This window comes from Streptacidiphilus fuscans, from assembly GCF_015690355.1.
GTDB lineage: Bacteria > Actinomycetota > Actinomycetes > Streptomycetales > Streptomycetaceae > Streptacidiphilus > Streptacidiphilus fuscans.
Map to the genome: position 1 here is coordinate 1 of NZ_JADPRT010000003.1, position 18,855 is coordinate 18,855.

The window sequence follows — 18,855 nt, forward strand, 5'->3', positions numbered from 1 at the left end:
GGGGGTCGGGGGGCTGACCGACCGGATCCGACCGTGGCTGGAGCGCATCCCGCCACGCATGCGGTTCCCGCTGGCCGCGGCCGGGCTCGCTTTCCTCATCTCCCTGCTCTGGTGGGCCGCGTTCTACCCGGGCCTGATGAGCTTCGACAGCTACACGTACACGTGGGAGTCGACGACCGGGCACTGGATCAACGACCACTCGATCCCGTACATCGGTTCCGTGTGGCTGTCGCTCCAGCTGACCGGCACGTACGCGCTGCTGACCTTCGGCCAGATCGTGGCGCAGGCCGCGATCACCGGCTATCTCGCCGCCGGGCTGCGGAAGTTCACCATCCGTCGGCGCTGGATCCTGGGCGCGGTCGCGCTCTGCGGCATCCTGCCGCCGACCGGTGACTTCTTCATCTTCGTGTGGAAGGACGTCCCCTTCGTCCTGGGCGCGATGCTCGCGGCTGCCGCCGTGCTGCACGTCGTCGGCGACGCGCTGAAGCTGCCGCGCGAGGCGCGCCGCGGCCTGGGCCGCGGCCTCGTCGGCCGACGCGAGGACTGGCTGAGCTTCGGCGGGGCCATCGGGCAGCGCCGTGACTGGCTGGCCTTCGCCGGCGGCATGCTGCTGCTGGTCCTGGCCCGCAACAACGGCTTCCTGACGGTGGTGCTCGTCGCCATCGTGCTGGTGTGCTGCCTGCCGTGGCTGTGGCGTCGGATCCTGCCGCTGACCGTGATCCCGGTGATCTTCTACTTCTTCCTCACCAGCGTGGTCTACCCCGTGGTCGGGGTGCAGGCGCAGACCAACAACTCGGCCTACACCTTCTTCTACGCCGACGTCGCCTACGGGTACAGCAAGGACCCGTCGATGTTCAGCCCGGCGCAGCTGCAGGCCATGGCCGCGGTCTCGCCGCTGGAACACTGGAAGTCGGCCGGCGCGCAGTGCTACGACACCGACCCGCTGACGATAGACGGGCCGTTCGACATGACGGCCGCGGCGGCCAACCAGACCGAGCTGATGTCCGCCTTCACCACCGTGCTGAAGAAGGCGCCGCAGTACGTCGCCGACGCGCAGTTCTGCCGCTCGCACAACGCCTGGGCGATCTTCCCCGACTCGCACGGCATCTTCATGGCGCCGGTCAACTACACCGGCCCCTACAAGTCCGCGACGATCTCGCACCCCGAGCTCAAGCACAGCCCGTTCAAGAGCGCGTTCCACGCCGCGCCGCTGTCGAAGACGCTCAACCACCTGGGCTCCTGGTGGTTCGCGGTGTCCCGGGCGCCGCAGCTGCAGTGGATCCTCTGGGGCGGCGCGGTCTGGTGCTACATCTGCTACGCGATCGTGGTCCGGCTGACCCGCAAGGTGTGGCGCCGGGAGGTGCTGGCGACGGCGGCCGTCATGGCGGCCCTGCAGCTGACGGTGCTCGCCGCGACGCCGGCCCCGCTCTACCGCTACATGGCCGGTCCGACCGTCCTGGGCGTGCTGCTCCTTCCGCTGGCCTTCTCCCGGCTCCGGCGCGACGACGCCGCGCCTGACGCCTGACGCCGCGAATGACTGAGGAAACCCCCATGACCCTGTCGCCCGTCCGGGAGCGCTCGACCGGCCCGCAGGCCGCCGGGCGCCCCGGGCCCCTCGCCCCGGTGCGTGCGCGCTTCGCCGCGCTCGTCGACCGGATACCGCCCCGGCTGCGCATGCCGGTCGGGATCGCCGTCCTGGTCTTCGTCGGCTACCTGCTGTGGTGGGCGGCGTTCTACCCGGGGCTGATGACGTACGACAGCTTCAACTACACCTGGGAGTCGACGACCGGGCACTGGATCGACGACCACTCGATCTTCTACATCTCGTGCGTCTGGCTGTCGCTGAAGATCACCGGCGATTACGGGCTGCTGACCTTCGGTCAGATCGTGGGCGCGGCGCTGTCCATCGGCTACCTGGCGGCGGGGCTGCGCAAGTTCCGGATCCGCACCCGCTGGATCGTGGCCTCGGTGGTGCTGCTGCTGGTGCTGCCGTCCAGCGGCGACTTCGTGGTCTACATCTGGAAGGACGTCCCCTACGTCATCGGGGGCGTGCTCGCCTTCGCCGCGATCACCCACATCGTCGGGGACGCGCTGCGGGTGCCGCGGGCGCTGCGCAAGGACAAGGCGCACCGGACCACGCCGGTCTGGGGACAGCGGCGCGACTGGCTGCTGATGGGCGCCGGTTTCACGCTCTCCTGCCTGTCCCGCAACAACGGCTTCCTCGCGGTCTTCCTCTCCGGGGTCGTCTTCCTGCTCTGCATGCCGTGGCTGTGGCGGCGGATCGCCATCGCCACGCTGATCCCGATCATGATCTTCGTGGTGCTGGACAAGGGCGTCTACCCGGCGCTCGGCGTGACCCAGCCGACGGACTACGCGGGCAACACCTTCATCTACGCGGACATCGCGTACGCGTACTCGAAGTCGCCGCAGAGCTTCAACACGGCCGACAAGGCACTGCTCAGCGAGCTCGCCCCGCTCAGCCACTGGAAGAAGACCGGCGCGGACTGCTACGGCACCGACGCGCTGACCAGCGGCCTGAACAAGACGGCGGCGGCGGCGCACAACTCGCAGCTGATGAGCCTGTTCGTCAAGACGCTGCAGAAGGCGCCGGACGACTTCATAGACGCCACGATCTGCCGCGGCACCCCGGCCTGGGCGATCGACCCGGCGCAGGACCGCACGTTCATCATGGGCATCCAGTCCTCGCCCAACGGCTACACGTTCATGTACGCCCACCCGGAGCTGTACAAGAGCCCGTACTACGGCTCGATGCACGTCAGGCCGCTGTCGACGAGCCTGCACAAGGCGCTCAACTGGTGGTACAACCTGGGCAAGACGCCCCAGATCAACTGGATCCTGTGGAACGGCGCCACCTGGTGCTGGATCGCGTACCTGATCCTGGCCCGGCTGACCCGGAAGATCTGGCGCCGCGAGGTGCTGGCGATCGGGGCGGTCTGCGCGGGCATGCAGCTGAACGTCTTCATCGCCACGCCCGGTCCGCTGTTCCGCTACATGGCCACGCCGTTCTTCATCGGCGTGCTGGCGCTGCCGCTGGCGTTCAGCCGGCTCAGGCGTGAGGACGCACCCCAGGTCCAGAAAGCAGTGACGACGGCCGAAGAGCCGCAGTCCGAGCCGCAGTCCGAGCCGCAGGGCGCGCTCAACGCGTAGCGCGCGCCGCCTCGGTGAACGCGAAGGTGCGGACGGGTCGCCAGACCTCGTCCGCACCGAAGCGGTAGAGGCTGAACCCCTCCACCGTGAACTCCGCGTCGAATCCCCGCAGTTCGGCCTGGGCGCGGTCCAGCTCCACGGACGGCACGTCGTGCGCCACGGTCACGTGCGGGTGGTAGGGAAATCCCAACTCCCGGGCCAGCGGACCGGAACGCACCGACGCCTCCAGCGCGCGGCACTCGCGGATCCCCTCGTCCAGGCGGACGTAGACCACCTGCGAGACCGGCCGGAAGGTCTCCGTCCCGCGCAGCCGGACCCGGAACGGCCGGTGCTGCTCCGCCGCCCGGGCCAGGTGCCCGTCGACCGCGTCCAGCGCGTCCTGGGACACGGACGTGGGCGGCAGCAGCGTGATGTGCGTCGGGATCCCGGCCGCGCGCAGGTCGCCGTAGCCGGTGCGCGCGTTCTGGACCTGCGACGCGTACGGCTCGGGCACGGCCAGCGAGACCCCGATCAGCACGCCCTCCGGCACGCCCCCGGGCATGCCGTCGGACGTGCCCTCGGGTATGTGACTGTCGCCCATCCGGCCGCTCAGCCCTGCGCCGGACGCAGGAAGCCGATCCGCTCGTACGTCTCGGCCAGCGTCGGGGAGGCGACCGCACGGGCCTTCTCCGCGCCGCGCGCCAGCACCCGGTCCAGCTCGGCCGGGTCGTCGAGGTAGGTGCGGGTGCGGTCCTGGATCGGGGCGACCCACTCGCTGTAGTAGTCGGCCAGCTCGGTCTTGAGCGCGCCGTACATCTTGCCCTCGAAGTGCTCGACCAGCTCAGGGACCGAACGGCCGCTGATGGCCGAGTAGATGGAGAGCAGGTTGGAGACGCCCGGCTTCTGCTTCTCGTCGAAGGCGATGACGGTGTCGGTGTCGGTGACCGCGCTCTTGAACTTCTTGGCGCTGCCCTTGATGTCGTCCAGCAGGCTGATCAGGCCCTTGGGCGAGGAGGCCGACTTGCTCATCTTCGCCGACGGGTCCTGCAGGTCGAAGATCTTGGCCGTCTCCTTGGGGATGTAGGCCTTCGGCACCGTGAACGTCTTGCCGTAGCGGCTGTTGAAGCGCTCGGCCAGGTCACGGGTGAGCTCGACGTGCTGACGCTGGTCCTCGCCGACCGGGACCTGGTCGGCCTGGTACAGCAGGATGTCGGCGACCTGGAGGATCGGGTAGGTGAACAGGCCGACGGTGGTGCCGTCGGTGCCCTGCTTGGCGGACTTGTCCTTGAACTGGGTCATCCGCGACGCCTCGCCGAAGCCGGTGAGGCAGTTCATCACCCAGGCCAGCTGCGCGTGCTCGGGCACGTGCGACTGCACGAAGAGCGTGCAGCGCTCCGGGTCGAGGCCGACGCCGAGCAGCTGCGCGACCGAGACGCGGGTGTTCTCCCGGAGCACCGCCGGGTCCTGCGGAACGGTGATCGCATGCAGGTCGACCACCATGTAGAACGCGTCGTGCGTCTCCTGCAGGTCCACCCACTGGCGCACCGCGCCGAGGTAGTTGCCGAGGTGGAACGAGCCGGACGTGGGCTGGATGCCCGAGAGCACGCGAGGACGGTCGAAGGCCATGGCTGCATTCTCTCAGGTACGCGGCCGATCTTTCGCGCGCCCCGGCTGAGGGCGCGGACCGCCCTTCCTTCGAACAACCGCCACCTCCAGCACACCGCAGCGTTGTTCACCGCGCGGACCAGTAGCGGAGCCCGGAGGAGCGAGGACGTGACCACTCCGTTGGTGACGGTGATCACACCCGTCCATGACACGCGTGCCTATCTGCGGCCGTGGTTCGACTCGCTCCGGCAGCAGACGCTGGACCCCGGCGAGCTGGAGGTGCTGGCCGTGGACGACGCCTCCACCGACGGCAGCCGCGAGGAGCTGCACCGGCTCGCGGCCGCCTGGCCGGAGGTGGTCACGGTGGTGCCGCTCGAACAGCGCGGCGGTCCCGGACGGGCGCGGAACGAGGGGCTGGGCCGGGCGCGCGGACGGTTCCTCTTCTTCCTCGACTCGGACGACCGGCTGGGCCCGGAGGCCCTGCGCCGGATGACGCTGACCGCCGGGCGCTGCGGTTCGGACGTCGTCGTCGGCAGGGTGGCCGGGGAGAACGGCCGCTGGGTCCCGGAGTTCGCCTGCCGCGAGACCGACGACGACGTGCGCTTCCCCGGCGGCGACCTGGCCTGGACGCTGACGCCGTCCAAGCTGTTCCGCACCGAGCTGGTCCGCCACCATGGCATGCGGTTCCGCGAGGACCTGCCCGCGTACAGCGACGGCCCGTTCGTACTGGAGGCGTTCTTCCGCGCCCGGCGGATCTCGGTCCTGGCCGACTACGACTACTACCACCTGGTGGCCAGGGAGGACCGGAGCAACATCACCTACCGGTCCCGGGCCGCCGACCGGCTGCGCGGGATCGCGGCGGGGATCGAGGTCACCGTCCGGTTCGCCGCGCCGGGCGCGATCCGGGACGAGGTCAACGACCGGCATCTGCGCGGCGATCTGGTCAACCTTTTCCGGGCGGACTTCCTGGCGCTGGCCCGCGCGGAGCAGGAGACGCTCGTCGCGGCGGCCGGGGAGCTGGTCCGGGCGCACCTGACCGACCCGATCCGCGCCCGGTGCGGCGAGGCGCAGCGACTCCGGCTGCACTGCCTGCAACACGGGCTGGTGGACGAACTGACGGACCTGGTCCGGCACGAGACGGAGACGGGCGGCCTGCCGGAGCCGGTCTCGGCACGCGTCTCCTGGACGCCGGAGGGCCTGCGGGTCCGGACCTCCCGGCCGCTGCCGCAGCTGACCAGCGCTCCGGTGACGTGGGTTCGCGGTCAGGGCCAGGACGGTCAGGGCCGGGACGCCCGGGGTCGCGGCAAGCCGGGTCGGGCGGGTGACGAGACCGCGCGGGTGGCCACGGACGACGAGACGGTGATCCCGCTGGCCTCGCTGCTGCCGCACCAACGCGTCGCGCTGCGCGTCGAGTCGAGCCTCGCCGGCCGGGAGGTGACCGCTGCGCTCACACCCGAGGCCGGGCTGGGCCAGCGTCGGGTCTGGCACGGCGGACGCCTGTACCGGGTGACGCCGGTGCCGGGCCCGCGCGGCGAGCTGGTGGTGTGGGTGGCCCGGATCCGCGCCGGGCGGGTGCTGAAGCTGCGGCTGCGGCAGTTGTCGCGCCGCCACCGGACCCCCGTCCGGGCCTGAGCCCGGTGGGCGGAACGTCGGTGCACCGGGCTGGGCCCGGCCCTCACGCCTCCGGGGTCGGCTGCTCCGACGCGGGCTGCTCCGGCGGCGCGGTGACGCGGACCCGGTCCACGCGGCGGCCGTCCAGGCTGGCGACCTCGAGCTGGTAGCCGTCCGCGGTGGAGATCCGGTCGCCGACCAGCGGCAGCCGGCCCAGCTCCGCGACGACGTACCCGGCCACGGTCTCGTACGGGCCCTCCGGCAGCTCGACCCCGGTCTCCTCCTCGAAGTCCGGCAGGTTGAGCAGCCCGTCCACCTCGATCGACCCGCTCGCCAACCGCCGTGTGGTGGAGAGCTCCTGCGAGTCGTACTCGTCACGGATCTCGCCGATGACCTCCTCGACCAGGTCCTCCAGCGTGACGATCCCGGCCGTGCCGCCGTACTCGTCGACGACGATGGCGAGGTGGTGGCCCTCGTGCCGCATCTCCGACATCGACGGCAGCACCCGCTTGGTCGCGGGCAGCAGCTTCACCGGCCGGGCGATGTCGCGGACCGTGCCGACCGCGTCCGCCCCGTACAGGTCGCGGACGTGGACGAAGCCGACAACCAGGTCGTAGGAGCCATCCACCACCGGGTAGCGGCTGTGCGGGTAGTCGCGCACCTCCTCGCGGACCGCGGTGAGCTCCTGCGAGGCGTCCAGGAAGGTGACCTCGGTGCGCGGCACCATGACCTCGCGCAGCTGGCGCTCCCCCGCCGCGAAGACCTCGCCGATCAACTGCCGCTCGTCGATGCCGAGTTCGGTGTTGGCGGCCACCAGCCCGCGCAGTTCCTCGGAGCTCATCGCGTTGCGTCCGGCGCTCGGGTCGCCGCCCAGCAGCGTGACCATCACGTTGGTGGACGCCGACAGCAGCCAGATGACCGGACGCAGCACCCGCGAGATCGACTCGACCAGCGGCGCGGCGGTCAGCGCGATCGACTCCGAGCGCTGCAGGCCGATCCGCTTCGGGGTGAGCTCACCCAGGACCAGCGAGACGTAGGAGATCACCAGCGTCAGACCGACCAACGCCAGGGTGTCGGCCAGCCCCTGGCTGATGCCCCAGCCGACGAAGATCGGCGACAGCTTCTTGGCCAGCGTGTCGGCGCCGAACGCCGCCGACAGGAAGCCCATGCAGGTCACGCCGACCTGCACCGAGGCCAGGAACCGGTTCGGGTCCGCGGCCAGGTGCGCCGCCCGGGTGGCCCGCCGGGTGCCGCGCTCGGCCAGCGCGCGGATCTGGCCCTCCCGCAGGGAGATCAGGGAGATCTCCGCCACATTGAAGATGCCGCCGATCACGATGAACAGAAGGACCAGCCCGGCGTCGCGCAACGTCTCGCTCACCGGGCCAGTCTAGGGACCCTTTTTCTGGTGCTCGCTCGCCTCCGGGCGCTCTTGGTCCGACGCCTGCTCTCCTCGGGAGCTGCGCTCGTACCTCGCTTGTCCCTCGTCGCTTCGGCGTCGGCGCGCCCTTTGGCTCGCTCCCGGCCCCGCACCTGCTACCGGACGGGCAGCCCCGGCGCCGGGTAGGCGTCCATCAGGGCCTTGACCTCGGTGCGGACCTTGGCCACGGTCTCCTCGTCGCCGGTCTTCGCCGCCGCGACCACGCGGTCGATCCACTCGGCGACCGTGCCCATCTCGGACGCCGGGATGCCGCGCGAGGTCAGCGCCGGGGTGCCGATCCGGATGCCGGAGGGGTCGAACGGCTTGCGGGTGTCGTACGGGACGGTGTTGTAGTTCACCACGATGCCCGCCCGGTCCAACGCCTTGGCGGCGACCTTGCCGGGGACGTCCTTGCCGCTGAGGTCGATCAGCAGCAGGTGGTTGTCGGTGCCGCCGGAGACCAGCTCGAAGCCGCGCGTCGCCAACTGCTCGCCCAGCGCCTGCGCGTTGGCGACGACCTGGTGTGCGTAGTCGCGGAACTCCGCGCCCGAGGCCTCCTTGAGCGCGACCGCGATCGCGGCGGTGGTGTGGTTGTGCGGGCCGCCCTGCAGGCCGGGGAAGACCGCTCGGTCGATCGCCTTGGCGTGCTCCTCCGTGGAGAGCAGCATCGCGCCGCGCGGACCGCGCAGCGTCTTGTGCGTGGTGGTGGAGACGACGTCGGCGTGCCCGGCCGGGGAGGGGTGCGCGCCGCCCGCGATCAGGCCGGCGATGTGCGCGACGTCCGCGACCAGGACCGCGCCCACCTCGCGGGCGATCTCGGCGTACCCGGCGAAGTCGATGGTGCGCGGCACGGCCGTGCCGCCGCAGAAGATCAGCTTGGGCCGCTCGGCCAGCGCCAGGTCCCGCACCTTGTCCAGGTCGACCCGGCCCGTCTCGCGTTCCACGCCGTACTGCACGCCGCGGAACCAGGTGCCGGTGGCGGAGACGCCCCAGCCGTGGGTGAGGTGGCCGCCCATGGGCAACGCCATGCCCATCACGGTGTCGCCGGGCTTGAGGAAGGCCAGGTAGACGGCGAGGTTGGCGGGCGAGCCGGAGTACGGCTGGACGTTGGCGTGGTCCATGGCGAACAGCGCCTTGGCCCGCTCGATCGCCAGCGTCTCGACCTGGTCGATGTTCTGCTGACCCTCGTAGTAGCGCTTGCCGGGGTAGCCCTCGGAGTACTTGTTCTGCAGAACGGTGCCGGTCGCCTCCAGCACGGCGTGCGAGACGTAGTTCTCACTGGGGATCAACCGCAGTGTGTCGGCCTGGAGTTGCTCCTCGGCGACGACGAGCGCGGCGATCTCGGGATCGGTGGCGGCAAGGTGGGACATGTGGGCGTCCTCCGGGTCCGTTGCTCCGTCACGGCCATCGTGGCGGAGTCCGACCCGGCTGCCCAGGCGTACGGCAGTCCGGCGGTGGTGCGCTGCGCCGCTCCCTCGGGGTTCCCTCCCCGTGCGCCAGTCGCGGCGCGGCCAGAATAGCCGGACGGCCCGGTCGGGGAACCGACCGGGCCGTCAGGTGAGACGGTTGCGCGTGTCTCGGACAGCGGGGCTCAGATGAGGCCGAGCTCCTTGACCGCGTCGCGCTCCTCGATGAGCTCCTTGACGGAGGCGTCGATGCGGGCGCGGGAGAACTCGTTGATGTCCAGGCCCTGGACGATCTCGAACGTGCCGTTCTTCGCGGTGACCGGGAAGGAGGAGATGATGCCCTCCGGCACGCCGTAGGAGCCGTCGGAGATGACACCGGCGGAGGTCCAGTCGCCCTCGGCGGTGCCGTTGGTCCACGTGAAGACGTGGTCGATGGCGGCGTTGGCGGCCGAGGCGGCGGAGGAGGCGCCACGCGCGTCGATGATGGCCGCGCCGCGCTTGGCGACGGTCGGGATGAACTCCTCGGCCAGCCACTTCTCGTCGTTGACGGCCTCGGCGGCGTTCTTGCCCGCGACCTCGGCGTGGAAGATGTCCGGGTACTGGGTGGCGGAGTGGTTGCCCCAGATGGTCAGGCGCTTGACGTCGTCGACGCCCACACCGAGCTTCTTGGACAGCTGCGCCACGGCGCGGTTGTGGTCCAGGCGGGTCATCGCGGTGAAGCGGTCGGCCGGGACGTCCGGGGCGTGGTTCTTGGCGATCAGCGCGTTGGTGTTGGCCGGGTTGCCGACGACCAGGACGCGGATGTCGTCCGCGGCGTTGTCGTTGATGGCCTTGCCCTGCGGGCCGAAGATGCCGCCGTTGGCGGAGAGCAGGTCACCGCGCTCCATGCCCGCGGTGCGCGGACGGGCGCCGACCAGCAGACCGACGTTGGCACCGGCGAACGCGGCGTTCGGGTCGTCGAAGATGTCGATGCCCTTGAGCAGCGGGAAGGCGCAGTCGTCGAGCTCCATCGCGGTGCCCTCGGCGGCCTTGACGCCCTGCGGGATCTCCAGCAGGCGCAGCTTGACCGGCACGTCCGCGCCCAGCAGGTGGCCGGAGGCGATACGGAAGAGCAGCGCGTAGCCGATCTGGCCGGCCGCGCCGGTCACGGTGACATTGACGGGGGTGCGGGTCATTTCTACCTTCTCCAGCAGTCGCCGACGCGTCTCTCGACATCGAGAGAACCAGCGTCAGGCTATCGCAACCCGACCGGACCGAGGGCGCGGCGTCACCACGCCCTCGGGAGTCCTTCGTCACGTTTCCCCGACTGCCATGCCGACCCGGCATCGTCCCAGCTCACAGCGGCATTACCGGGCATGCGCGAGGCAGCCGTCAGTCCCCGCTGGTGCTGTGCACGAAATCGCCCAGGGTGTGCATCAGCGGCAGGTTGATCACCGGATCGGGTTGCGCCGCCAGCGCCAGCACGATGATGAGCACGCCCATCAGACCCATCACCACGATGTCGGTGAACCGGCTGCGCACCGCCAGCATCCCGACCTCCGGCAGCGCCGCTCGCAGCACCGCCCCGACCAGCATCCCGACGCCGACGGTGACGATGCCCGCCCGCCACGCGTCGAGCGCGGTGACCAGCAGGCCGACGCCGACGACCGTCAGCACGACGACGATCGGCCACTGCCGCACCGTCACCGGCTTGTCGCTCCCGGCCGCAGCGGAGCCGCCCTCGGGACGGAACGTCCCGGTGGTCTTCACCGGCGGCCTGCGCGGCGCCTTGTGCTTGTGCTCGGCTGCGGCCATGTCACTCACACCCGCGTCCCTCACGCCTGTGCGGCCCGAGCCTGGCGCTCGGCTGCTTCGACGACATTCTGCAGCAGCATGGCCCGCGTCATCGGCCCGACGCCGCCCGGGTTCGGGGAGATCCAGCCGGCCACCTCGGCCACCTTCGGGTCGACGTCGCCGGTGTAGACGCCGTCGACGCGGCTGACGCCGACGTCGAGGACGGTCGCGCCGGGACGGACGTCCTCGGGCTTGATCAGGTGGGCCACGCCCGCCGCGGCGACGATGATGTCGGCCCGGCGCAGGTGGTCGGCGAGGTCACGGGTGCCGGTGTGGCAGAGGGTCACCGTCGCGTTCTCGCTCTTACGCGTGAGCAGCAGACCGATCGAGCGCCCGACCGTGATGCCGCGGCCGACGACGCAGACGTCCGCACCGTTGATCTGGATCTTGTGGCGGCGCAGCAGCTCGACGATGCCGTACGGGGTGCACGGCAGCGGGCCGGCGACGCCCAGCACGAGGCGGCCCAGGCTCATCGGGTGCAGGCCGTCGGCGTCCTTCTCCGGGTCGATCAGCTCCAGCACCCGCTTCTCGTCCAGGTGCTTGGGGAGCGGCAGCTGGACGATGTAGCCGGTGCACGCCGGGTCGGCGTTCAGCTCGCGGACGACGTCCTCGACCTGCTCCTGGGTCGCGTCGGCGGGGAGCTCGCGCTGGATGGAGGCGATGCCCACCTGGGCGCAGTCGCGGTGCTTGCCGCGCACGTAGGAGTGGCTGCCGGGGTCGTCACCGACCAGGACGGTGCCGAGGCCGGGGGTGATCCCCTGCGCCTTCAGCGCCTCGATCCTGGTGACGAGCTCGGACTTGATCGCTGCGGCGGTGGCCTTGCCATCGAGAATCTGGGCGGTCATGAGGACATTCTCCAGGATCGCCGAAGCGTGCGTGAACGCCGGTGTACGCGGGTTCGTACTCCCGGCCGTACTCCCGACCGTACTCGCGGCCGGAAGGACGTCTCCCAGTAGCACACGGACTGTGCTGGTCCGGTTGCAAATCCGCCACAACTCCGTGCCCATCTGCTTTCGAGGTGGACAGCGGACGGGCGGATCGCAACGATGGTCCGGTACGGAACGACGGCGACACGAATTCGGGGGATGAGATGAGTATGTCGAGCGCCTTCCGGTGACCGACTGATGAGCGTTCAGGAGATCGGTCATCAGCCCGTCACCTTTCGGGGGATCAACCACCAGGACGTCAAGCTGCCCGGCACGGGCGGGAGTACGGACACGGGCACGGCTCCGAGGTCCGCTCCGGACCCCACGCCGGGTCTGCGCGCCGCGTGGAAGACCCGCTGGTCCAGGATCGCCGCGAGCCGCTTCGGCGGCCCGGTGCGCGTGCTGCTGCGAGGCAGCGGCGCGGGTGTCCTGGCAGTGGCGGCCGCGGAGGTCCACGCGACGCACGACCCTGGCGTGCTCTGCCCGTTCCGCCGGTTCACCGGCATACCGTGCCCGGTCTGCGGAAGCACCACGGTGTTCATGGAATTGGGCGCCGGGCATCTTGGGGCGGCTGTAGCAGCCAATCCGGTCACCGTCGTGGTCGGTCTGGGCCTGCTCTTCGCGCCGCTCGGCGGCGGAGCATGGTGGTGGCGTCTGCCCGCGCGGAAGAAAAACATCATCATCTTCAGCGCGATGGGGATCTCCTGGCTCTGGCAGTTGCACCGGTACGGCTTTCTGCCCTCCTGAGTGTCACCGGACTCCGATAATCTCGCCGACTGTTCTTCGTTCTTCGTGTTTCACCGTCATCACCACTCCCTGCCCGGAGGCATGAACATGAGTTACCCGCCCGACCCGAACAACCCCTACGGCCAGCAGCAGCAGAACCCTTACGGCCAGCAGCCGCAGCAGCCGGGCTATGGGTACCCGCAGCAGCAGCCGCAGGCGGGCCAGCAGGCCTACGGCTTCCCGCAGCAGCAGCAGCAGCCGCAGGCGGACCCGTACGGCCAGCAGCAGCAGGCGTACGGCTACCAGCAGCAGCCGCAGGCGGGCTACCAGGGCTACGGCACCGACCCGTACGCGGGCTACGCGCCGCAGGGCCAGTACGCCAACTGGGGCCAGCGTGTGGGTGCTTACGTCATCGACGGGCTGATCGCCGGTGTGGTGCCGTTCATCCTCTACATCATCGCCGCGGTGGCCTTCGCCGCCTCGGTCCAGCCGGGCACCATCGACCCGACCACCGGCGCTTACACGCCGGGCACGACCAGTGGCGGCTCCGCCGGCCTGGCCGTCGTCTTCTACCTGCTGGCCTTCGTGATCGGCCTGGGCGCGACGCTGTGGCTGTGCCACCAGGAGGGCACCACCGGCCAGACGCCGGGCAAGAAGGTCATGAAGATCCGCCTGGTCCGCGAGTCCGACGGCCAGGTCGTCGGCTTCGGCGCGGCCTTCGTCCGCAAGATCGCGCACTTCCTCGACGGCCTGGTCTGCTACCTCGGCTTCCTGTGGCCGATCTGGGACGCCAAGTCGCAGACCTTCGCGGACAAGGTCATGAACACCGTCGTCATCACCAGCAACTGACACGGGTGTTGAAAGGGTGAAGGCCCGCCGTTCTCCGAGGAGGAGCGGCGGGCCTTCGTCGTTCACTCAGTCACTGCGCGCGGCAGTGCTCAGTGGAAGAAGTGCCGCGTACCCGAGAGGTACATGGTGATCCCGGCCTTCTTGGCCGCCTCTGCGACCAGGTCGTCGCGGACCGAACCACCGGGCTGGACCACGGCCTTGACGCCGGCCTCGATCAGCACCTCGAGCCCGTCCGGGAACGGGAAGAAGGCGTCCGACGCGGCGTACGAGCCCTGCGCGCGCTCACCGGCGCGGGTGACCGCGAGCTTCGCCGAGTCCACGCGGTTGACCTGGCCCATGCCGACGCCGACCGAGGCGCCGTCCTTGGCCAGCAGGATCGCGTTGGACTTGACGGCCCGGCAGGCCCGCCAGGCGAAGGCCAGCTCGGCCAGCTCCGCCTCGGAGAGCGCCTCGCCGCAGGCGAGCGTCCAGGTCGACGGGTCGTCACCGGCCGCGTCGATCCGGTCGGCCTGCTGGAGCAGCACACCGCCGGTGACCGCACGCGTCTCCACCGTCGGCAGCGCCGGGGTGCCGCGCAGCACGCGGATGTTCTTCTTCTGCGCCAGCACCTCGACCGCGCCCGGCTCGAAGTCCGGGGCGAAGACGACCTCGGTGAAGATCGGCGCGATCTGCTCGGCCAGCGCCACCGTCACCGGACGGTTGACGGCGATGACGCCGCCGAACGCCGACACCGGGTCGCACTCGTGCGCCTTGCGGTGCGCCTCGACGACGTCCGCGCCCACGGCGATGCCGCACGGGTTGGCGTGCTTGATGATCGCCACGCACGGCTCGGCGTGGTCGTACGCGGCACGGATGGCGGCGTCCGTGTCGGCGTAGTTGTTGTACGACATCTCCTTGCCGTGCAGCTGCTCGGCGGCGGCGATGCCCTTTCCGCTGCCGTCCACGTAGAGCGCGGCGGCCTGGTGCGGGTTCTCGCCGTAGCGCAGCACGTTCTCGCGCTGGTACGTCGAGCCCAGGAACTGCGGGAAGCGCTCCTCGTCCGCCGGGGCGTAGCCGTCGGCGAACCAGGAGGCCACGGCCACGTCGTAGGCGGCGGTGTGCGCGAACGCCTCACCGGCCAGACGCTTGCGGGTCGCCAGGTCGAAGCCGCCGTCGGCGACGGCCTTCAGCACGTCCGCGTAGCGGGCGGGCGAGGTGACCACGGCCACCGACGGGTGGTTCTTGGCGGCGGCGCGGACCATCGACGGGCCGCCGATGTCGATCTGCTCGACGCACTCGTCCGGGGTGGCCCCCGAGGCGACGGTGGCCTCGAACGGGTAGAGGTTCACGACGACCAGGTCGAACGGCGCGACGCCCAGCTCCTCCAGCTGCGCGCGGTGCGACTCCAGGCGCAGGTCGGCGAGGATGCCGGCGTGCACGCGCGGGTGCAGGGTCTTGACGCGACCGTCGAGGCACTCGGGGAAGCCGGTCAGTTCCTCGACCGGGGTGACCGGCACGCCCGCGCCGGCGATCTTCGCCGCGGTCGAGCCGGTGGAGACCAGCTCGACTCCGGCCGCGTGCAGGCCCTGGGCCAGCTCCTCCAGGCCGGTCTTGTCGTAGACGCTGACGAGCGCCCGACGGATGGGACGAACGTTCTCGGAGGTGGGCTGCGGCTGGTTGCTGCCTGAGCTCATTACCGAATCCTTCTGCAATGCCCCGGCGAGATGACCACCCCGCCGGCGCGGTTTATGTGGTGTGGTGCCCGCAAGTGGTTATCCGGCGGCTCCGGCCGAGGGCGCCGGGATCAGCACCCGGCGTCCGTCGATCCGGTGGCCCAAGCGGGCCAGCCGTCCCACCGCGTCGACGAGCAGTTTCCGCTCGACGTCCTTGATGCGCTCGTGGAGCGCCTCGCCCTCGTCCAGGTAGTCCGAGTCGGCGACCTCGACCACGCCCTGGGCGATGATCGGTCCGGTGTCCACGCCCTCGTCCACCAGGTGCACGGTGCAGCCGGTGACCTTGACCCCGTACGCCAGCGCGTCGCGCACGCCGTGCGCGCCGGGGAAGGAGGGGAGGAGAGCGGGATGGGTGTTGACGATGCGGCCCGCGAAGCGGGTCATGAACGCGCCGCCGAGGATCTTCATGAAGCCGGCGGAGACGATCAGGTCCGGGCTGTGGAAGGCGGTGGCCGCGGTCAGGGCCTCGTCCCACTCGGTGCGCTCGGCGTAGTCCTTCACCCGGTGCACGAACGTGGGGATGCCCGCCTTCTCGGCCCGCGTGAGGCCCGCGATGCCGTCGCGGTCCGCGCCTACGGCGACGATCTCGGCGCCGAAGGCCGGGTCGGCGGCGGCGTCGATCAGTGCCTGCAGATTGGTGCCCGAGCCGGAGACGAGGACGACAAGCCGGGCGGGCGCCGCGGGTGCGGCGAAGTCCAGCGGTGCACTGCCGGGCGCAAGAGCCACTGCTCGGTCCTTCAGGTCGGGCCGACGCCGCCGGAGTCGTACACGGTTCACGAGGCGTGCGTCGAGCTCATCGGGTGGCAGTCGCGGGGTGTCATCTCGTGACCGGCATCCGCGTCCGCCGAACGGTGTCCGCGGCTGTCCCGCGGACCGGACGGGAACCTCCTGGGCCCGCCATCCGTCAGCAACGATACCGGCAGCTGTACGCGCGCCCGAACCCCGGCCGACGATCACCGGCGTGGATCATCCTGGGGTCGCACGCCACGGACGCTCTGGGAGTGAGAGGGTGTCTTCCGACAGGGAGACCGTGCGAGCAGGAGTTGCGGCGAAGACGATGGGCCACACCGGCGACACCAAACCGACCGGCGAGCAGGCGCGCGACCCGTTCGCGCCGCCGCCCGAGGGCGCGCCCGACCGTCCCTGGCAACCGCGTCTCCCCGCTCCCGTGGCCACCGGGCACGTCCACGCCTCGTCCGACGGCACGGGTTCCGGTGCCGGTTCCAACGGCGGTGCCGGTTCAAGTAGCGGCGCCGGAGCCGGTGCGGATGCCGGATCGCAGGGCCACAACGGCGCGCCGCCGCAGGACGCCCGTCCGGGACAGGCTCAGCCGGGCCAGGGGCAGCCGTCGCAGGGGCAGTCCGGTCAGACCGGCCAGACCGGTCAGGGGCATGGGCAGGAGGGTCAGCCGCCGCAGGACCAGCCGCCGACGCGTGGGCGCGCGCAGGTCCCGCCGCCGCACCCGTGGAGCCCCGGCTACCAGGGCCAGCAGCCGCCGCTGCCGCGCTTCTACCAGCAGCAGCCCCGGTTCGACCCCTCCGACCCGGTCCAGCGCCGCGCGCGTTACGCGCTGCTCAGCGGCATGTGGGGCTTCCTGTTCCTGATCCTCGGCGTGCCGTACCTGACGCTGCTGCTCGGCGCGCTCGCGCTGTACTGGGGCATCAGCGCCCTGCGCGGCACCGCGAAGACGCCGCAGAACGCCGCCGCGACGCCGAGCATCTTCCAGTCCCCCGGCGCGGGCGCTGCGGCCAACGCCCGCCCGCAGGCTCCGCAGCAGGCCCACCAGACCGGCCAGGCCGCCCAGCCGGGCTGGCCGGGTCAGGGTGTCGGCCACTCCGGGTACTACCCGACGGCGCCGGTCAAGCCGCAGGCCCCGGCCGCGATCGGCGGCCTGATCGCCGGTGCGGTCAGCCTGGCGCTGGTCGCCGTGGTCTTCGGCGTGCAGCTGTACTACAAGAGCTACTACGACTGCCAGGCGAACGCGCCGACGAAGCAGTCCTACAGCCAGTGCGCGACCTCGGTCACGCCCCGGCCTCCGGCCTGGCTCGTCCAGCTGAACGGCGGCTGAGCCAGGACCGGCGAGCCGGCGTCGTCTCTTCTGCCGTTCCCGTGCCGGAGGCGGCCCAGTCCTCGGTGATGAGGTCGCCGATGAGCTCCGTCAGGCCCGTCGCGTCTGCCGTGTGTGCCGTGCGCGCCGACATGGCCCTCGCGTCCCACCTGTCCCACGCGTCGCCCGCCTCTCTCGCGTCGGTCCCGACGCCGGTCTCGGTCGCCGCCTCCGCCTGCGCGGCGCGTTCGGCCGAGCGTCGCGCCGCACGTTCCGCCCGGCCCGCCCACCAGCGGTGCAGGTACGCCGCGGGCAGTCCGGCACCCGCGGTCCAGCCGAACGCGGCGAGCGCGGTCCAACCCACCGGCGGCCCGACATGCGCGAGGGCGACATCACCCAGCGCTCCCCCCGCCCACAGCGCCACGGCCGCCGCGATCCCGGCGGTGCAGACGGCCGCGCAGACCACGGTCACCGCGAGCTCCCATCGGCCGGTCCGGGCGGGCTCGTCGGCGCTCGCGGCCGTCACGGGCATCGCGGCCGTCACGAAGCCGGGCAGATCTGCGGAGTCGCGGCCCAGCGCCCACCCGACCACCGCCCCGGAGACCACGGGCGTCAGCAGCGCGACCAGGCCGAGCACCGAGCGTCCCGGTCCGGGGGCGATCGCCAGCAGCGGGAAGGCGATCGGCGGCAGCGCCTGCGTTCCGGTGGCCGCCGCGTGCGCCGAGAGGGTGAATCCTGGTCCCAATGCCCAGGACGCCGACCATACGGCGGCGTTCGGCAGCAGCACGGCGCAGAGCAGCAGCAGTCCGAGCCGTCCCGGCACGTCCGGTGCGAGCTGCGCGGCGAGCCCGCCGACCGCACTGAGGTGCACCAGCAGCGCCACCGTGAGCACCAGCCCGCCGCAGCCCAGCAGGGCCAGCGCCCCGGCCGCGCCCGCCCGCAGTGCCCGGTCCCGGTAGGGCGCGAGCGCGCCGATCCTGGCCAGCGTGGCGGCGAACCGGCCCTCGGGCGCGACCACCGGCCAGATGCCGAGCCACTGCCCTCGCGCCCGCAGCGCGGCCCAGGCGGCCGCGATCCCCCACTCCCCCGTCCGACGTCGCGCGCCCGTCATCGCGGCGGGCAGGGCGGTCAGCACCACCCACAGCAGGTCGGGCAGCGGCTCGCTCTGCAGCGCCCCGCCGAGCGCCAGCAGCGAGACGAGGAACCCGACGGTCGCGTACCCGGCGACGACGCTGCCGATCCGTCCGGTGCGGGCCGCGGCCTGGTGGACGAGCACGACGGCCAGTGCGGTGACGGCCAGCGGCGCGACCCCGAGTGTCGCCACCCCGACCGGGTCCTCCCAGCGGAGCGGGCCGCCGTGCCCGAGCAGCCACAGCCCTCCGGCCAGGCGAGGCACGGCAAACAGGCTGTCGTCGGCGTACGGGGTGACCACCCACAACAGGAACACGGGCACCGCGACCAGTCCCCATCCGGTGACGGCCGCTGCGGCACCGGCGAGAAGAGCGGGTCGGTCGAAATTCGCCATGGTTCAGCGTGGGACCGAGACACGCCCGATCTGTCACAAAACATGCAGTTG

General features: G+C 71.3%; 15 protein-coding genes, 1 pseudogene and 1 riboswitch. Of the genes and pseudogenes, 6 read left to right on the forward strand and 10 right to left on the reverse strand.

The window, feature by feature from the left end; all coding sequences use genetic code 11:
* Positions 1–1,525, forward strand: a pseudogene (locus tag I2501_RS07145) (hypothetical protein); the annotation flags it as partial.
* A 26-nt stretch (positions 1,526–1,551) separates the two neighbouring features.
* Positions 1,552–3,168, forward strand: coding sequence for a DUF6020 family protein (locus tag I2501_RS07150; protein WP_196193029.1), 1,617 nt, complete (start codon positions 1,552–1,554; stop codon positions 3,166–3,168).
* Here I2501_RS07150 and I2501_RS07155 read toward each other — a convergent pair.
* Both I2501_RS07155 and trpS read right to left on the reverse strand, forming a co-directional pair.
* The gene (locus I2501_RS07155) at positions 3,158–3,748 is read right to left on the reverse strand and encodes a 2'-5' RNA ligase family protein (RefSeq protein ID WP_236046016.1); all 591 of its coding nucleotides are present in this window, start codon (positions 3,746–3,748) and stop codon (positions 3,158–3,160) included. The two genes, I2501_RS07150 and I2501_RS07155, sit on opposite strands and share 11 nt — an antisense overlap.
* A gap of 8 nt (positions 3,749–3,756) precedes the next feature.
* Positions 3,757–4,773, reverse strand: a complete 1,017-nt coding sequence (gene trpS, locus I2501_RS07160) for a tryptophan--tRNA ligase (protein WP_196193030.1) — start codon at positions 4,771–4,773, stop codon at positions 3,757–3,759.
* A 147-nt stretch (positions 4,774–4,920) separates the two neighbouring features.
* On the opposite strand from trpS, the gene I2501_RS07165 reads away from it, so the two are divergent.
* Entirely contained in the window at positions 4,921–6,384 is a 1,464-nt protein-coding gene (locus I2501_RS07165; RefSeq protein ID WP_196193031.1) for a glycosyltransferase, read from the forward strand.
* A 43-nt stretch (positions 6,385–6,427) separates the two neighbouring features.
* Here the strand turns inward: I2501_RS07165 and I2501_RS07170 are convergent, their stop codons facing one another.
* The 5 genes from I2501_RS07170 to I2501_RS07190 all read right to left on the reverse strand — a co-directional run bounded on the left by I2501_RS07170 (position 6,428) and on the right by I2501_RS07190 (position 11,864).
* A complete protein-coding gene (locus I2501_RS07170) occupies positions 6,428–7,741 on the reverse strand; it encodes a hemolysin family protein (RefSeq protein ID WP_196193032.1) in 1,314 nt (437 codons plus the stop codon).
* A 155-nt stretch (positions 7,742–7,896) separates the two neighbouring features.
* The gene (locus I2501_RS07175) at positions 7,897–9,150 is read right to left on the reverse strand and encodes a serine hydroxymethyltransferase (RefSeq protein WP_196193033.1); all 1,254 of its coding nucleotides are present in this window, start codon (positions 9,148–9,150) and stop codon (positions 7,897–7,899) included.
* Positions 9,151–9,203: 53 nt separating this feature from the next.
* Positions 9,204–9,294: riboswitch (ZMP/ZTP riboswitch) on the reverse strand.
* Between the two features lie 77 nt (positions 9,295–9,371).
* Entirely contained in the window at positions 9,372–10,361 is a 990-nt protein-coding gene (locus tag I2501_RS07180; RefSeq protein WP_196193034.1) for a malate dehydrogenase, read from the reverse strand.
* 196 nt (positions 10,362–10,557) lie between these two features.
* A complete protein-coding gene (locus tag I2501_RS07185; protein WP_196193035.1) occupies positions 10,558–10,980 on the reverse strand; it encodes a DUF3017 domain-containing protein in 423 nt (140 codons plus the stop codon).
* A gap of 20 nt (positions 10,981–11,000) precedes the next feature.
* A complete protein-coding gene (locus tag I2501_RS07190) occupies positions 11,001–11,864 on the reverse strand; it encodes a bifunctional methylenetetrahydrofolate dehydrogenase/methenyltetrahydrofolate cyclohydrolase (protein WP_196193036.1) in 864 nt (287 codons plus the stop codon).
* 279 nt (positions 11,865–12,143) lie between these two features.
* Here I2501_RS07190 and I2501_RS07195 point away from each other — a divergent pair, with 279 nt between their 5' ends.
* Both I2501_RS07195 and I2501_RS07200 read left to right on the forward strand, forming a co-directional pair.
* A complete protein-coding gene (locus tag I2501_RS07195; RefSeq protein ID WP_196193037.1) occupies positions 12,144–12,692 on the forward strand; it encodes a DUF2752 domain-containing protein in 549 nt (182 codons plus the stop codon).
* Positions 12,693–12,779: 87 nt separating this feature from the next.
* On the forward strand, positions 12,780–13,520 hold the full coding sequence (locus tag I2501_RS07200; protein WP_196193038.1) for an RDD family protein: 741 nt from the start codon (positions 12,780–12,782) through the stop codon (positions 13,518–13,520).
* Positions 13,521–13,609: 89 nt separating this feature from the next.
* Here the strand turns inward: I2501_RS07200 and purH are convergent, their stop codons facing one another.
* Together purH and purN are read right to left on the reverse strand one after the other, a co-directional pair.
* Positions 13,610–15,193 carry a bifunctional phosphoribosylaminoimidazolecarboxamide formyltransferase/IMP cyclohydrolase gene (gene purH, locus I2501_RS07205; protein ID WP_196193039.1) on the reverse strand — a complete coding sequence of 528 codons (1,584 nt, stop codon included), beginning with the start codon at positions 15,191–15,193 and terminating at the stop codon, positions 13,610–13,612.
* Between the two features lie 78 nt (positions 15,194–15,271).
* Positions 15,272–15,958: a phosphoribosylglycinamide formyltransferase gene (purN, locus tag I2501_RS07210; protein ID WP_196193040.1), complete on the reverse strand. Its 687-nt coding sequence runs from the start codon at positions 15,956–15,958 to the stop codon at positions 15,272–15,274.
* 304 nt (positions 15,959–16,262) lie between these two features.
* Between purN and I2501_RS07215 the strand changes: the two genes are divergently transcribed.
* The gene (locus tag I2501_RS07215) at positions 16,263–17,300 is read left to right on the forward strand and encodes a hypothetical protein (protein ID WP_196193041.1); all 1,038 of its coding nucleotides are present in this window, start codon (positions 16,263–16,265) and stop codon (positions 17,298–17,300) included.
* On the opposite strand, the gene I2501_RS07220 is transcribed toward I2501_RS07215, so the two are convergent.
* Positions 17,254–18,804, reverse strand: a complete 1,551-nt coding sequence (locus I2501_RS07220) for a cell division protein PerM (protein ID WP_196193042.1) — start codon at positions 18,802–18,804, stop codon at positions 17,254–17,256. The genes I2501_RS07215 and I2501_RS07220 overlap by 47 nt on opposite strands.
* Between the last annotated feature and the right edge of the window lie 51 nt (positions 18,805–18,855).